Annotated in this window: 14 protein-coding genes; 1 reads left to right on the top strand and 13 read right to left on the bottom strand. The window is 67.1% G+C overall.

The window, feature by feature from the left end; translation table 11 throughout:
* Positions 1 to 56: 56 nt before the first annotated feature.
* From DSM104443_RS17605 to DSM104443_RS17640, 8 genes are all read right to left on the bottom strand, one after another.
* A complete protein-coding gene (locus DSM104443_RS17605) occupies positions 57 to 509 on the bottom strand; it encodes a DUF2214 family protein (protein ID WP_171094585.1) in 453 nt (150 codons plus the stop codon).
* 36 nt (positions 510 to 545) lie between these two features.
* Positions 546 to 4421: an ATP-dependent RNA helicase HrpA gene (hrpA, locus tag DSM104443_RS17610; RefSeq protein WP_171094587.1), complete on the bottom strand. Its 3876-nt coding sequence runs from the start codon at positions 4419 to 4421 to the stop codon at positions 546 to 548.
* A gap of 218 nt (positions 4422 to 4639) precedes the next feature.
* Positions 4640 to 5695: a PAS domain-containing protein gene (locus DSM104443_RS17615; protein WP_171094590.1), complete on the bottom strand. Its 1056-nt coding sequence runs from the start codon at positions 5693 to 5695 to the stop codon at positions 4640 to 4642.
* Positions 5696 to 5834: 139 nt separating this feature from the next.
* Complete coding sequence (locus tag DSM104443_RS17620) at positions 5835 to 6578, bottom strand: anti-sigma factor family protein (RefSeq protein WP_171094592.1); 744 nt, start codon at positions 6576 to 6578, stop codon at positions 5835 to 5837.
* A complete protein-coding gene (locus DSM104443_RS17625) occupies positions 6575 to 7072 on the bottom strand; it encodes an RNA polymerase sigma factor (protein ID WP_171094594.1) in 498 nt (165 codons plus the stop codon). Before DSM104443_RS17625 ends, DSM104443_RS17620 begins: the two co-directional genes overlap by 4 nt.
* Before the next feature lie 53 nt (positions 7073 to 7125).
* Positions 7126 to 7752, bottom strand: coding sequence for a LysE family transporter (locus DSM104443_RS17630; protein WP_171094597.1), 627 nt, complete (start codon positions 7750 to 7752; stop codon positions 7126 to 7128).
* A 13-nt stretch (positions 7753 to 7765) separates the two neighbouring features.
* Positions 7766 to 8128, bottom strand: coding sequence for a COG4315 family predicted lipoprotein (locus tag DSM104443_RS17635; protein WP_171094599.1), 363 nt, complete (start codon positions 8126 to 8128; stop codon positions 7766 to 7768).
* Positions 8129 to 8161: 33 nt separating this feature from the next.
* Entirely contained in the window at positions 8162 to 8797 is a 636-nt protein-coding gene (locus DSM104443_RS17640) for a VOC family protein (protein ID WP_212756770.1), read from the bottom strand.
* A gap of 40 nt (positions 8798 to 8837) precedes the next feature.
* Between DSM104443_RS17640 and DSM104443_RS17645 the strand changes: the two genes are divergently transcribed.
* On the top strand, positions 8838 to 9830 hold the full coding sequence (locus DSM104443_RS17645) for a DUF3500 domain-containing protein (protein WP_171094603.1): 993 nt from the start codon (positions 8838 to 8840) through the stop codon (positions 9828 to 9830).
* A gap of 69 nt (positions 9831 to 9899) precedes the next feature.
* On the opposite strand, the gene DSM104443_RS17650 is transcribed toward DSM104443_RS17645, so the two are convergent.
* The 5 genes from DSM104443_RS17650 to DSM104443_RS17675 are packed head-to-tail and all read right to left on the bottom strand — an operon-like array spanning position 9900 to position 15203.
* Positions 9900 to 10532: a glutathione S-transferase family protein gene (locus DSM104443_RS17650; RefSeq protein WP_171094605.1), complete on the bottom strand. Its 633-nt coding sequence runs from the start codon at positions 10530 to 10532 to the stop codon at positions 9900 to 9902.
* Positions 10533 to 10542: 10 nt separating this feature from the next.
* The gene (locus tag DSM104443_RS17655; RefSeq protein WP_171094607.1) at positions 10543 to 11406 is read right to left on the bottom strand and encodes an NAD(P)-dependent oxidoreductase; all 864 of its coding nucleotides are present in this window, start codon (positions 11404 to 11406) and stop codon (positions 10543 to 10545) included.
* Positions 11407 to 11455: 49 nt separating this feature from the next.
* On the bottom strand, positions 11456 to 12427 hold the full coding sequence (locus DSM104443_RS17660; protein WP_171094609.1) for a 2-hydroxyacid dehydrogenase: 972 nt from the start codon (positions 12425 to 12427) through the stop codon (positions 11456 to 11458).
* Positions 12424 to 14472, bottom strand: a complete 2049-nt coding sequence (locus tag DSM104443_RS17670; protein WP_212756772.1) for a TRAP transporter large permease — start codon at positions 14470 to 14472, stop codon at positions 12424 to 12426. The genes DSM104443_RS17660 and DSM104443_RS17670 overlap by 4 nt, the downstream gene beginning before the upstream one ends.
* On the bottom strand, positions 14469 to 15203 hold the full coding sequence (locus DSM104443_RS17675) for a TRAP transporter small permease subunit (protein ID WP_171094610.1): 735 nt from the start codon (positions 15201 to 15203) through the stop codon (positions 14469 to 14471). Before DSM104443_RS17675 ends, DSM104443_RS17670 begins: the two co-directional genes overlap by 4 nt.
* Positions 15204 to 15210: the final 7 nt, after the last annotated feature.

Consider the following 15210-nt stretch of genomic DNA (forward strand, 5'->3'; position numbering starts at 1 on the left):
AGTTTACGTGGCCGCGCCCTCCGATGGACCGCTCTGCTGCAGTCGTAACCTGGGCTCTAGCTTCCGAGTCCGCGCGACATGACGACCGCGAAAACCGGAATCATCGCGGCGAGATGCACCTGGGCCAGCATGAGCCGGCGCACGCGGGCGCGCTCCGCGTCCGGCACGCTCCATCCCGTGTCGTGCTCGAAACTGCGTTTCCAGCGGATGAAGGTGAGCGTGGGCTGGATCGAGATCACGCCGACCGCGAGGAAGAGGCCGAACTTCACGTAGAACGGCCAGTGGTTGAAGTAGAAGTCCGGGCCCTTGGCGCCCCACACCAGGCGCATGCCGCCGGTCACGAGAACCGCCATCGCGGAGACGAAGTAGGCCACGTCGATCTTCGTGAGGCGCCGGACGGACGAGACGTCGAGCGGGCCGCGGATCATCGCGAACTCCACGGCGAGGAAGCCGACGAGGAAGAAGATCGCGGTGAAGTGCAGGTAGGCGAGCAGCGCGTCAGTCCACATGGTCAGGAGATCCGGTTCGGGGCGTCGATCGCGCCATTATCGCAAATGCTCGTCGCGGAATTTCAGCAGCCGCTTGGCGGAGATGGGCATGGGCGTGCGCAGCTCCTGGGCAAAGAGGGAGATGCGCAGCTCCTCGATCATCCAGCGGAATTCCTCGAGCTTCGCGTCGTGGCGCCCGGCGTCGCGGTCGGCCTTGGCGCGCTCCTCGTACCAGTTCCACAGGCCCGCGACCGTGCCGTTGTGCTTGTTGTCGCGCTCGGCGTTGGCGCGGTACTTCTGCAGGCGCAGCGCGTAGCCGCGGATGTAGCGCGGCAGGTGTTCGAGGCGCTCCCAGGGCGTGCGCGCGAGGAACCCGGGGCCGACGAGGCGATCGAGCTGCGAGCGCACGTCCTGCGTGATGCGGCCCAGCGCTCCCGACTGCGCGATGGTCTTCGTGGCTTCCTGGTAAGCATCGGCGACGGAGCCGGCGTGGCGGATCACGGCGTCGGCTACGGCGGGGAGACGCGCTTTGGCGCGCTTCTTCTGCTCCTCGAAGCCCTTGGGCGTGCGCGGCGGTTCGTCCTCGCCGAAGAACGCGCGGTCCGTGATGGCGGCGACGAGGTCGGCCTTGAACTTGTCCGCGGCGATGAGCGGCACGTAGCGAAGCGACAGCGCGTTCTGGTTGCCGATGCTGCGCTCGAGGTTCTTCAGCTGCTCGCGCAGCTCGAAGGACAACAGCCGCTTCACGCCCGCGCGGTGCGCCTCGGCGGACTTGTCCTTCGAGTCGAAGAGCCGGATCGCGACACTCTCTTCCTCGTCCACCAGCGCGGGATAGCCCGTGAGCGTCTGGTTGCCGCGACGGAAGCTCACCTCGGCGGGCAGGTCGCCGAAGTCCCAGGCCTTGATCCCTTCGCGCTCCATGCCGGGCTTGGCTTTCGCGAGCGTGAGGCTCGCGGCTTCGCCCAGCTGCTTCTTCAGCGCACCCAGGTCGCGGTCCATCGCCAGCTCGCGCTTCGAATCGTCGATGACGCGGATGTTCATCGCGAGGTGCGGCGGCAGGTCGTCCTTGGACCAGATCGCGTCGTCGAGGCGCTCGCCCACGCGGCGGCCTGCGTACGCGAGCACGCCTTCCTTCAACGTGCGAACACCGGGCTTCTCCTGCAGGAGGAACGCGGTCACATGCTCGGGAACGGGAACAAGCTGCGTGCGGATGCGCTTCGGCAGCGCCTTCATCAGCCAGGCCACCTTGTCGCGGATGAGTCCGGGCACGAGCCAATCGACCGGAGCGTCTTCCACTTGGTTGAGGAGTGCCAGCGGCACGTTCATCGTCACGCCATCGAGGGCATGGCTCGGCTCGAAGCGATAGGCGAGCGGGAACGTGGCATCGCCGATCTGCATCTCGCGCGGGAAGAGGTTCTCGGTGACGGACTCCGCGCCGTGGCGCATGAGCTCCTCGCGCGTGAGGAACAGCAGGTTCGGCGTGACCTTCGACGCCTCGCGGTACCAGGTCTCGAAGGTGCGCGCATCGCGCACGTCTTCGGGAATGCGTGCGTGGTACCAGGCCTGCACCACCGTGTCGTCGACGAGCACGTCGGGGCGCCGGGCGCGGTGCTCCAGCTCCTCGACCTCGCGGATCAGCGCACGGTTGGCCGCGAAGAACGCGAGCTTCGTATCCAGCTCGCCCGCGACGAGCGCGCCGGCGATGAAGACCTCGCGCGCCTTGAAAGGATCGAGCTTGCCGAAGGCGACCTTGCGCCGCGCGACGATGGTGAGGCCGTAGAGCGACACGGACTCGTAGGCCATCACCTCCCCGCGTTGCTTGTCCCAGTGCGGCTCGGCGTGGACCTTCGTGACAAGGTGGGACGCGGCGGCCTCGATCCACTCGGGTTCGATGCGCGCGACGTTGCGAGCATAGATGCGCGTCGTCTCCTGCAGCTCGCCCGCCATGATCCAGCGCGGCCGGTTCTTCTTCAGGCCCGAGCCCGGCCAGATCGCGAACGGGATGCCGCGCGGGGCGTTGTAATGGTCGCCGTCCAGCGCCTTCAGGCCCACGTTGGTGACGAGGCCCGTGAGCAGCGCGCGATGCATCTGCTCGTAGGTGGCCGGCGCCGTGTTGTCGCGGATCTTGAGATCGCCCGCCATCTCGCGCAGCTGCCCCGCGAGGTCGCGCCATTCGCGCATGCGGATGTACGAGAGGAAGTGCTCGCGGCACGTCTCGAAGAGCTTGCGGTTGGATTTCTTGTGGGCGAAGGCTTCGTCGAAGAACTTCCACAGGTTGATGAGCTGCACGAAGTCCGAGGCGTCGTCGCGGAACTCCTCGTGGGCGCGGTCGGATTCCTGGCGCTTGTCCTGCGGGCGGTCACGCGGGTCCTGGATCGAAAGAGCCGCGGCCAGGATCACCATCTCCGAGAGGCAGTGGAAATCGCGCGCGGCGATCAGCATGCGGCCGATCTTCGGGTCCACCGGCAGGCGCGAGAGCTCGCGGCCGATCGGCGTCAGCTGGCGCTTCTCGTCGATGGCGCCCAGCTCGAAGAGCACCTGGTAGCCGTCCTGGATCTGGCGAGGCGTGGGGGGGTCGACGAAGGGGAATTGCGCGATTTCGCCGAGATCCAGGGCCGCCATGCGCAGGATCGCGGAGGCGAGCGACGTGCGCAGGATCTCCGGCGTGGTGAACTCGGGCCGCTCGTTGAAATCCTGCTCGGCATAGAGGCGGATCGCGATGCCGCTCGCGATGCGTCCGCAACGGCCCGCGCGCTGCCTTGCCGCCGCCTGCGAGATGGGCTCGATGCGCAGCTGGTCGATCTTCTGCCGCGGCGAGTAGCGCTTCACGCGCGCGAGCCCCGTGTCCACGACGTAGTGGATGCCGGGCACCGTGAGCGACGTCTCGGCGACGTTGGTCGAGAGGACGACGCGCCGCTGACCCGTGGGCTCGAACACGCGGTCCTGCTCCTCGGCGGAAAGGCGCGAGAAGAGCGGCAGGATCTCGAGGCCCTTCGGCCCGTGCTTGCGAAGCTCCTCGGCCGCTTCGCGGATCTCGCGCTCCCCGGGCAGGAAGACGAGGACGTCGCCCGTGCGGCTGGTGCGGTGCACCTCGTCGACGGCCTTCACGAGCGCCTCGTTCAAATCCACGGGCTCGTCGTCCTCCTCCTCCACCTCGAAGAACTCGGGCCGGTAGCGCACCTCGACGGGATACGTGCGGCCGCTCACCTCGATCACCGGCGCACCGCCGAAGAACTGCGAGAAGCGCTCCGTATCGATGGTGGCCGAGGTGACGATGATCTTCAGGTCGGGGCGGATCGCGGAGAGGCGCTTGAGATACCCGAGGAGGAAATCGATGTTGAGGCTGCGCTCGTGCGCCTCGTCGACGATGATCGTGTCGTAGGCGCGCAGCTCCCGGTCGGAGTGGATCTCGGCGAGCAGGATGCCGTCGGTCATCACCTTCAGCACCGACTCGGGCCGCGTCTCGTCCTGGAAGCGGATCTTGTGGCCGACGAAGCCCTTGGGCGTTCCGGGCAGTTCGACGGCGAGGCGCTTGGAGAGGCTGCGGGCGGCGATCCGGCGCGGCTGCGTGCAGCCGATGAGGCCCGCGGCGCCGCGCTTCAACGCGAGGCAGATCTTCGGGATCTGCGTGGTCTTGCCCGAGCCGGTCTCGCCGCACACGATCACCACGGGATGCTTCGCGATCAGCTCGGCGATGTCGTCGCGGCGCTGGGCGATCGGCAGGTCCTCGGGGAACGTGGGGCGCGGCAGCGCCGCGAGGCGCACCGCATGGCGCTTGCGCGAGCGGTCGAGCAGCTCGCCCAGCAGCGCGCGCTCGCGCCCGACCGGCCCGCCACGGCGCTCGCGCTCGTGCAACTGCGCGGCGAGCGCGGCGATCTTCGGCTGGTCGGCGGCGAGGGTGCCGTCGAATAGGTCTGCGGGGAGGTCGTTCATGGCGTCGGCGGCTGAGCCGCTGACGCTATTTTACTTTGTCGCTGCGCGAGTTACGGCGAAAGGCGTCCTCCGCAGATAAACACAGATAAACGCAGATAAAAGCCAAGGCAACTCAGAGTGGCAATCGCGTCACTCGATGGCCGTCGAGTTTTGCTAGTGCCTGACCTCAAGGGGTATCTGCGTTTATCTGTGTTTATCTGCGGAGGACGCCTTTCGCCTTAACGCGGCGGGGCCGCGAAGATGACGCCGAAGCCGGGCTGCATCCCCTCGTGCGCGGGGAAGCGCGTGAAGGTGGCGAGGCACCGCCCGATCCGCACGCCGTGCGCGAGGATCTCCACCTCATGCGTCGACGCGTCGCTCGATCCGAAGTAGCCCTGCGCTCCGTTCTCGACCTTGGTGTGCCCGGTGGAAACGAGGTGCTCGGAGAGCGGACGGCCCTGCATCTCGCGCTCGCGCTCGCCCAGCAACCGCTCGGCGGCGGGATTGCAGGAGATCACCTTGCCCCCGGAATCGCATTCGAGCATCGGCAGCGGCGAGCGCAGGAACTGGGCGAAGAGCCGCTCGGCCTGCTCGCGCGCGCTCTCCATCGAGGCCCCACGCACCGCCGCGCGGTGCGAGAGCTCGCGGTTCTCGAGCTCCAGGCGCTCGTTCGCGCCGCCCGTCACGCGCAGCAGGTCCTCGTGGGCGACCTGGAGCGTGAAGCGGTCTTCCATGTGGGCGGTGAGCTTCACCGAGTAATAGTAGATCGCGATGCAGAAGAGGATGGCCGTGGCACCCGCGTAGAAGTGCGAGCCATCCTGGACGAAGAAGAGGTAGATCGCCGTCGGGATCGTGGCCGGGATCGAGAGTGCCGGGTGAGCCCAGGGAATGGACGAGTAGGCCGTGAGCGAGCCACCGACGAAGCAGGTGATCACCATGATGGTGAAGAGCTCGCGATAGCCATGCTCTTGCGGGAAGAGGACGGTCCCGAGGAGTCCCCATTGGATGCCGGCCAGCAGGTTGGCCACGATGATGAGCCGCGCCCAGGGCTCGACGCTCTGGCGGGGGTCACGCCGCTGGTAGCCGACGACCGCGATGATCCGCACCAGGGTGACACCGCAAGCGAAGACGAACCACACCGACCCGCGGCCGATGTCGCCCGTGTCGGCGAGGACGCCCAGCGTGAGCAGTGCGCCCAAAAAGGAAAAGCCGGCCGCCGTGTCCGCGAAACGGAACACCTCGTCGACCTGCAATGCGCGGACTGCGGGGTCCGCTTTCTGTTGTATGTGCGCCATCGTCGTCACTCGAAAACCTGATGCGCCGAACGCCAGCGTGCGCCTGCACCTGTCCAGAAAGTGTGAGCGATGTCACAGCCGCGCGGCTATCGGAATTACTGCTGTAATTCCGTCAACTACACACGTAATCGAAGCTTGACTACGGATTCAGCTGGCGGTACACGGCGTTCGCGACGCGGCTGAGAGCCGGCTTGTCGATGTCGCCGGAGAGCGCATAGCCCCACTGCCCGTCGATCCAGTAGAAGACCGACACAGTGCCTTCGCGCGCGAAGCGGAAGGCGGTGGGCCCTTCGCTCTTCGAGCGCGCGTTCACGTAGAGCGTGAGGCGCTTGCCCGACGCGTCCTGGTACATGAACTGCGCGACGGGGCCATCCGGGCCGGGCAGCAGGCGGCCGCCCAGGAGCTCGAAGCCCTCCGGCGAGAGCACGGGGACCTTGAGCTCCGTGCCCAGGCGCTTCGAAAGCCAGCGCACGAGGTGCTCCTGCTCCTTGGCCTCCACTTCCACCGGGTGGCGAACCTCGGAGGCGTAGACGAGGTGGGCCCGGGCGGCGCGCTGGGGCAGCGGCGCAGCGCCGGCCACAGGTGCCGGTTGCTCGTTGCGCAGCAGCGGCAGGGCCAGCCCGATGCCGATGCCGACGGCGACGAGGATCGCGGCGCGGGCGAGGTCCATCCAGCGCGGCCGCTTGAGGTACATGCGGGCGGGCACGGGCTCCGAGAGCACGCCGTCGTAGTGATGCTGGAGCTGGCTGCGATGCTCGGCGTAGCGGTGCGCGAGCGCGGCTTCCTCGGGGTTCTCCTTGAGGAAGGCCTCGTAGCTCTCACGCTCGGCGGGCGAGAGCGAGCCGTCGACGTAGGCGTGGAGGCGATTCAGCTCGGCGCTCACTGGACCACCCGCAGGTTGGGGTTGGTGCGGCTGGGGCCGCCGTCGACGAGCTTGCGCAGCTTCTCCCGCCCGCGCGACAGGCGCGACATCACGGTACCGACGGGAATGCCGAGTGCCTTGCTCACTTCCGCGTACGTCATCTCCTCCAGGCCGACCAGCAGCACGACCTCGCGCTGCTCGGGAGCGAGGAAGGTGAGGGCCCGCTCGAGGTCGAGGATGTCCGTGCGCCCGGCCGTGGGGACACGTTCGGCGAGGGTCTCGTCGGCTTCGACTTCGGGGCGGATCTTGCGTGCCTTCAATTGGTTCACGAATACGTTGTGCATGATCGAGAAAAGCCATGCGCGGAGGTCTCCGGGCTTCCAGAGATGGAATTTGCGCACCGCGCGTTCGAGCGTGTCCTGCACCAGGTCGTCGGCCGCATGGCGGTCGCCCACCAGCGCGCGCGCGTAGCGCCGCAGGTTGGGGATGTACGGCAGGATGAGCTCGTAATCCATTCAGGGAGGCAAACAGGCAGGACGGGGGAATATTCCCTGCGGCTTATGGACGATCAGGTGCTGCCGAGGCGAACGCCGAGCAGCACGAGCGCCGCGCCGAGCACGCGCTCCAGCCCCTTGCGGGCGCGCGCATACAGGGCGCGCAGGTGGCCGGTGGAGAGCACGAGCGCCACCAGGACGTACCAGCCGATCTCGATCCCGAAGCCCGCGGCGAGCAGCGTGAGCTTGCCGGCGAGCGGCAGCGCGGGGGGCAGCGCCACGGCGAAGAGGCTCAAGAAGAACGCGATCGCCTTGGGATTCGTGATCGACGTGAGCGCTCCGATGCGAAGGCCCACGGTGAAGTCAGCACCGCGCGGCACCGGGACGGGGTCAGACGCGGTCTCGCCGGATGCCGCGTGGAAGAGCGAGAGTCCCAGGTAGACGAGATAGAGCGCGCCCGCGACGCGCAGCGCCGTGCCCAGCCAGGCGATCTGCGTCACGACGACGGCGAGGCCCCACAGGGTGAGCACCGCGAAGAGCATCGCGCCCAGGGCGATGCCGAGCGCCGCGCCGACGGCCGCGGCGCGCGAGCGCCCGGCCGCGAGCTGGCTCACGATCAGGAACGAGGGACCGGGGCTGGCGACCGCCAGGAACCAGACGGCGAGCACGCCGCCGATTTCAGCGAGATGGAGCGCTTCCATGCCCGGAAGGCTATCACGGCCTCGCGAGGCGCCATTGGTTGCCCGCGCCGTCGCCGGTGCGGTCGGCCGCGCTCTGGTCGCGCGCATACCGATACAGGGGCTTCCCCTTGTAGGCCCATTGGTAGGAACCGTCGGCGCGCGCGAAGGGCGCGTAGTCGGCCCACGGCTTCGCGTTCGCCTCGGCCGTGAGCGGCGGCCAGGCGCGGGCGCAATCGGCGTTGCACTGGCTCTTCGTGTTGCCGTCGAGATCGAAGGTGTAGAGGGCCATGCCGGTCGGATCGACGAGGTAGCCGTCGGTGATCTTGGTGGGCGGCTGCTGGGCGAGCGCCAGCGCGGGAGCGAGGCACATCAGGGCAACGAGCATTCGGCGAGGCATGGGCGTTCCTTTCGCGGTTGTGTCCGCGGGCGCCTACGCGAGGACGGCGATGCCTCCCGCCGTGCGAATGCGCGCCACGATACCCCGTTCGGCATCGGCGAACGTCACGGGTTCCCCGGAGCGCAGGCCCAGCGCGCGCAGCGACTCGTAGAAGCCGGCGCCGCGCTCGTGCGCGAGATCCAGCGCCTCGAGCTCGCATCCCGACTCGGGCAGCATCGAGCCCGCGTCGCGGCCGCGCCACTGGATCATCGAGGGATACACGCCCTCGGCGGGGAGCGTGCCATCACGCGGCACCGTGATGCGCCAACGGAGGTCGCCCCGCGTGACATCGACGATGTCCCCAAGCGGCACCGCTGCACCGGCCACTGCGGCGGCGATGTCCGTCGTGCCCGCGACCCAGTGGATGAGTGCCGGCCCGCGATCCAGGCGCGCGTGCATGGCGGGCGCATCGAGCGCGTACCAGCGCGCGCGGCCGGGCGGCGGCGCCTGCGGATCGATGGCGATCACTTCGAGGTACGCGTTACCGAGCGACAGCAGGCGGTTGTGCGTGCCCATGAGCGCGTGCTTGCCCCCGCCGGAGGGCGCGACGCCGAGGCGCGATTCGATCCACGACGAGCCTTCCTCGAGGCTGCGCGCGGCGACGACCAGGTGATCGATGACGAGGGTCACGGCGTTATGATGCGGTACGTTCTCGTTGGTTCGACAAGCCATGCACGCATTTCGTTTCGCGCTCGTCGTACTTTGCCTCGCCACGGGCTGCGCCCAGGCCCAGATGCGCGCGGCCGCCGAAGCGCTCGTCGCGAGCGTGGATTCGGCAAAGCGCTCGAAGCTGGTGCTGCCGTTCGACGACGCGCAGCGCACCGACTGGCACTACACGCCCCGCTCGCGCCCCGGCCTCGCCTTCGCCGACATGGATGCGAAGCAGCGGGAAGCCGTGCACCGCCTCCTGAAGACCGCGCTCTCGGAGATCGGCCACCGGAAGGTCGTGAACATCGTCGAGCTGGAGCTGGTGCTGCGCGAGACGCAATTCGGCCTCTCCTTCCTGCGCGATCCGGAAAAATACGCCATCGTGATCTTCGGCACGCCCGATGCGGTGAAGCCGTGGGGCTGGCGCTTCGAAGGCCATCATCTCTCGCTCAGCTTCACGCTGCGCGGCGACCGAATTGCTTCGACGCCGAGCTTCTTCGGCGCCAATCCCTCGGAAGTCCGCGCCGGCCCACGCAAGGGGCTGCGCGTGCTCTCGGCGGAAGAAGACGAAGCACGCAAGCTCTTCGCCCTGCTGGACGAGGGACAGAAGCGCACGGTGGTGATCGACGCGCGCAGCTACGGCGACATCGTCACGACCAACAAGGACCGCGTCTCGCCGATCGACAACCGCGGCCTCGAGGTGAAGGCGATGAACCCGGCGCAGCGCGCGCAGCTGCGCAAGCTGGTCGAGGTGTACGCGGGAAACTTCGAGCCGGCGCTGCGCACCGCGCGACTGGCGCGCGTGGAGGAAGGCTTCGAGAACGTGCGCTTCGCCTGGGCCGGCACCACCGCGCGCGGCAGCGGCCCTCACTACTACCGCATCCAGGGGCCTCGCTTCCTCATCGAGTACGACGCTTCGCAGGACGACGGCAACCACGTGCACACGGTGTGGCGCGACTACGACGGCGACTTCGGCCGTGACCTGCTTCGCGACCACTACACGATGCATCACTGAAGCAATAAAGGGGTCAGACCACTTTATTCGCTGCCGTTCCGAATAAAGTGGTCTGACCCCTTTATTGCTTCAGTCGAGGGTGATGCCCTCGTCGGCCATGACCTTGCGGACGGCGGGCCGCCCCAGCAGCAGGTTCGCGTGGCGCGTGTAGTTGGCGAGCGACTTCACGGGGAAGCCGTTGCGGTTGCCCCAGCGGTAGAAGACCAGCAGGTACGGATCGCCCACCGTGTACTGCTCGCCCATCATCCACTTGGGCGTCTTGGCGAGCCAGCCGTCGACCATCTTCAGGTACTCGCCGAACATCTCCTTGCCCTTGGCCTTCACCGATTCCTGTGCCGAGGAATCATCGGTGTAGCGCCCGGCGCGGATCACGTGCGCGTAGGCGGGATGGATCGTGTTGGAGCACCACGAGAGCGCAGACAGCAGCATCGCTTGCTCCCAGGTCTCCTTCGGCCACAGGCCCTTCTTCGGGAATGCACCGCCGAGGAAGGTGAGGATCGCGGGGTTCTCGGTGAGCGGCTTGCCGTCCACCACCAGCGTCGGGACACGGCCCATGGGATTCAGCTTCAGGTACTCGGCCTTGCGCTGCTCGCCTTCCAGCAGGTTCAGCTTCTGGGCCGTGTACGGAAAGCCCAGCTCCTCCAGCACGATGTGCGAGGCGAGCGAGCAGGCGCCCGGCGAGTAGTAGAGCTTGAGTTCCATGGAAGCCTCCCTAGAGCCGCGTGATGAGCGAGGACGTATCGAAGCGGTTGCCGCCGGCCTTCTGCACGTCGGCGTAGAACTGGTCGACAACCTCGGTCACGGGGAGTTTCGCGCCGTTCCTCTTCGCCTCCTCGAGGCAGATGCCGAGGTCCTTGCGCATCCAGTCGACCGCGAAGCCGAAGTTGAACTTGCGCTCGACCATCGTCTTGCCGCGGTTCTCCATCTGCCACGACTGCGCCGCGCCCTTGCTGATGACGTCGAGCACGAGGCTGGGGTCGAGCTTGGCCTTCTCCGCGAACGCGATGCCCTCGGAGAGCGCCTGCACGAGGCCGGCGATGCAGATCTGGTTCACCATCTTCGTGAGCTGGCCCGCGCCGGAAGCGCCCATCAGCGTGACCGCCTTGCCGTACGAATCCATCACCGGCTTGGCTTTCTCGAAGGCCTCCGCGTCGCCGCCGCACATCACGGTGAGCTTGCCGTTCTCGGCGCCGGCCTGGCCGCCCGACACCGGGGCGTCGATGAAGGAGATGCCCTTCGACTTCGCGTCCGCGTAGATCTTGCGCGCGGCATCCGCGGAGGCCGTCGTGTGGTCGACGAGGATGGCGCCCTTCTTCATGCCCGAGAGCGCTCCGTCCTTGCCGCCCGCGACCTCGAGGAGGTCCTTGTCGTTGCCGACGCACATCATCACGAAGTCGCAGTCCTTCGCGGCAGCCGCGGGCGTGGCCGCGGATTGCCCGCCGTGCTTCTCCACCCACTGCTTCGCCTTCTCGGCCGAGCGGTTGTAGACGATCACGTCGTAGCCCTTGGCCTTCAGGTGGCCGGCCATCGGGAAGCCCATCACGCCCAGGCCCAAGAATGCGACTTTCGTTGCCATACGTCTCTCCGGGGAAAATTTGTTAACCCGGCGGGCGCCGGGACAGACGTCAGATTACATCCTTGTTGACCAGGTTCGGGGGAACCCGGCCTTCGAGCACCGCCGTGAGGTTGGCGACGGCGGTCTCGCACATGCGCATGCGCGTGGCACGCGTGGCGCTGCCGATATGCGGCGTGAGCGACACATTGGGCAGCGCGAGGTAATCCGCGTGCAGCTTCGGCTCGCCCTCGAAGACGTCGATGCCGGCGCCGGCGATGCGCCCCTCCTTCAACGCAGCGACCAGCGCTGCATCGTCCACGACGCCGCCGCGCGCCGTGTTCACGAGGATGGCGGTGCGCTTCATCTTCGCGATCTCGGCCGCGCCGATGAGGTGGTGCGTGGCCGGCGAGTACGGCGCCATGACCACCACGAAATCCGAGCGCGCCAGCAGCTCGTCACGCTCGACCACCGTCGCATTGGCGCGCTTCTCGTCGGCCTCCGAAAGACGCGTGCGGTTGTTGTAGAGCACCGCCATGTCGAAGCCGGAAGCGCGCCGGGCGATGGCCTGCCCGATCCGGCCCATGCCGATGATGCCGAGTGTCGCGTGGTGCACGTCCATGCCGAGGAAGGACTGCATTGCGAAAGCGACCTTCCAGTCGCCCCGGCGTACATAAGCATCGCCCTCCGGAATGCGCCGGGCGGCGGCCATCAGCAAGGCCCAGGTGAGATCCGCCGTGGTGTCGTCCAGCACGCCGGGCGTGTTGGTGACGCGAACGCCGCCCTTCGTGGCCGCGGCGACATCGATGTTGTTGTAGCCGACCGCGATGTTCGAGACGACCTTGAGCTGCGGGCTGCGCTCGAACACCGACGCGTCGAACTTGCACATCACCGTGGACATGGCCGCCGAGCACCCCGCGAGGTGCCCGGCGATCTGGTCAGGGGACCAAGGCGTGTCGTCCGGGTTCGTGACCACCTCGAAGCGCTGCGAGAGCGCCTCGATCACTTCCGGAAAGACCCGCCGTGTAACGAGGACCCTGCTCACCCGGTTCCGTAGATGAAGTTCGGCAGCCACAGCGTCATGCCCGGCCAGATGTACATGAGGATCAGGCACAGGATGACGATGAGCATGTACGGCATCATCCCCGCGAAGATCTGGTTCAACGTCACGTGCGCTGGAGCGACCCCCTTCAGATAGAAGGCCGACATCGCGACCGGAGGCGAAAGGAACGCCGCCTGCAGGTTGACCGCCACCATCGTCCCGAACAGCAGCGGGTCGATGTTGAAGTGCGCGAGCATCGGGATGAAGATCGGCACGAAGATCACGATGATCTCGGTCCACTCCAGCGGCCAGCCGAGGAAGAAGATGATCGCCTGCGCGAGCAGCATGAACTGCAGCGGCGTGAGGTTCATCCCGAGCACCCAGTGCTCGATGATCGCCTGGCCGCCGTGCAGCGCGAACACCGCCGAGAAGATCCCCGCGCCCACGAACAGCCAGCACACCATCGCGGTGGTCTTGGCCGTGAGGAACACGGACTCCTTGATGTTCTGCAGGAGCTTCTTCTTCGTGAACAGGTCGGTGATCCAGGGCACCGCCGTGCCGAGGAACAGCGCGCCCAGCGTGGCCGACACGACGTAGGTGGCCGGATCGTTGCGCAGCGACGCCAGGGCGAAGCCGATGATCGCGCCCACGAGGCTCCACCACAGCGTGGCCTTCATGTAGCGCGACATGCCTGCGAGATACATCGCTCCCAGAGCACCGACGGCGGCCGACTCCGTGGCCGTCGTGATGCCGAGCAGGATCACCGCGAGCACCACGAACGTGAGCACGCCCAGCGGCACGATGCTCTCCTCGAGCATCTTGAGAATCTCGATCCCCTCGCCGTCCATGCGCCAGTAGTAGATGAAGGTCACGAGCAGCGACAGCCCGAAGAGGCCCCAGAACCACGTGTAGAACGCCTCCGGCACTTTCCCCGTCTCGACCTTGTTGGCCACCTGGTCGCCCATCTGCTCCAGCGGCTCGTCCTTCGCCGCCTTCTCGATTTCCGTCGATTCGCCGCCCAGGGCCTGCGGGGCCTCGTCCTTCGGGGGCTCCTCGACGCCGCCGGACACGGGTGCCTCGGCCTTCGAGGGCAGCATGGCCGTGGCCGACATCGCCATCGGCGCGGGCGCGTCCGGATCGGTCTTGGGTGCGCTGTAGATCGTCACGTACCACCACACCGCGAGGAACGTGCCGAGCACCAGCAGCAGCGGAACGAAGAACGCCACCAGGTGCTTCACCACGTTGCCGTACGTCACCTGCTTGCCGTGCTCATCCAGCGAGCCGCGCAGGCGCCCGGGCGAGACGGCCGCGAGGAGCAGGCGGGGAGCGATGCGCTTGGAGGGCCCCTTCTCCAGCTTCTGCAGCCAGTCGGGCACCTTCAGGCGGAACTGGTCCGCGGGCAGCTTGGGCGCGATCTTCGGATTGATCATGGCCCAGCCGATGATGTAGACGAGATACAGGAACGTGAGGAAGAAGCCCGGCACCATGGCCGCGGCGTAGAGCTTCACCACCGACTGGCCCGCCACGTTCGCGTACACGATGATCATCACCGAGGGCGGGATCAGGATGCCCAGCGTGCCGCCGGCGGTGATGACACCTGCGGCGAGCCGCGTGTCGTAGCCGGCCGCGAGCATCGGGCGCATGGCGATCACGCCCATCAGCACGACGACCGCGCCGACGATGCCCGAGGCGATGCCCCAGAAAGCGCACACCAGCAGCGTGGTCACCGCGAGCGAGGCCGGCATGCGCCGGAACGCGAGCTGCACGCTGTAGAACATCTTGTCCACCAATGCCGCCCGCTCGATGATGTATCCCATCAAGACGAACAGCGGGATCGAGAGCAGCTGGTCGTTCGTCATCACCCCGTAGGTTCGCTGCACGAGGAGATCGAACACCTTGTTGCCGAGGAACTGGTGCGCCGGGTCGTAGAACGCGACGTACCCGAACAGCATGCCCAGGCCCATCAGCGTGAATGCGGTGGGGAAGCCCATCATGATCGCCACCACGATGAGCCCCAGCATCGTGAGGCCGAGTGCCGGATCGCTCATGGCTGCCCCTTCTTGTCGTTTTTCGCGTCCACGTTGCCTTCGTGCAGGACCTCGTGCTCTTCGCTCACGCCGCGCTTGGTCGCCATCTCCTGGATGTGCGAGGCCTGCTCCATGGCCATCTTGCGCGACTCCTCGTCCACGTACTGGCTCTCGGCCAGCTGCTCGCCGACGACGTCGATCTCCTCCACGTCCTTCAGCCGCTCGGGCCAGTGCCCCGTCTTGATGCAGACGATGCAGCGCACGATCTCGGCGAAGCCCTGGATGAGGATCAGAGCCCCGGCGATCGGGATCACGGTCTTGAAGTGGTAGATGGGCGGGCCGTTGGCGGTCACGTTGGAATGCTCGTTGATCTTCCAGGACAGGCCCGCGTAGTCCCAGCCCGCGTAGAGCAGGGCCAGCACGCCGGGCAGGAAGAAGAGGAAGTAGAGGATCACGTCGAACCAAGCCTGCATGCGCGGCTTGAAGTTGCCGTAGAGGAAGTCGCCGCGGACGTGGCCGTCCTGCGCGAGCGTATAGGCGCCGCACAGCATGAAGGCCGCGCCGTAGAAGAAGTTGTTGACGTCGAAGATGAACGCCGTGGGGGCGTTGAGGATGTAGCGCTTGAAGACCTCGACGCACACCACGAGCATCAGCCCGAGGATGAGCCACGCGAAGGCCTTGCCGGTCCAGGTGCTGATCCGGTCGACGAAGAAGAGAGCGCGCTGCACGTCGAAGTTTCTGGAATCTGTCATTTGTGGA

Source organism: Usitatibacter rugosus (genome assembly GCF_013003965.1).
Classification (GTDB): Bacteria; Pseudomonadota; Gammaproteobacteria; order Burkholderiales; family Usitatibacteraceae; genus Usitatibacter; species Usitatibacter rugosus.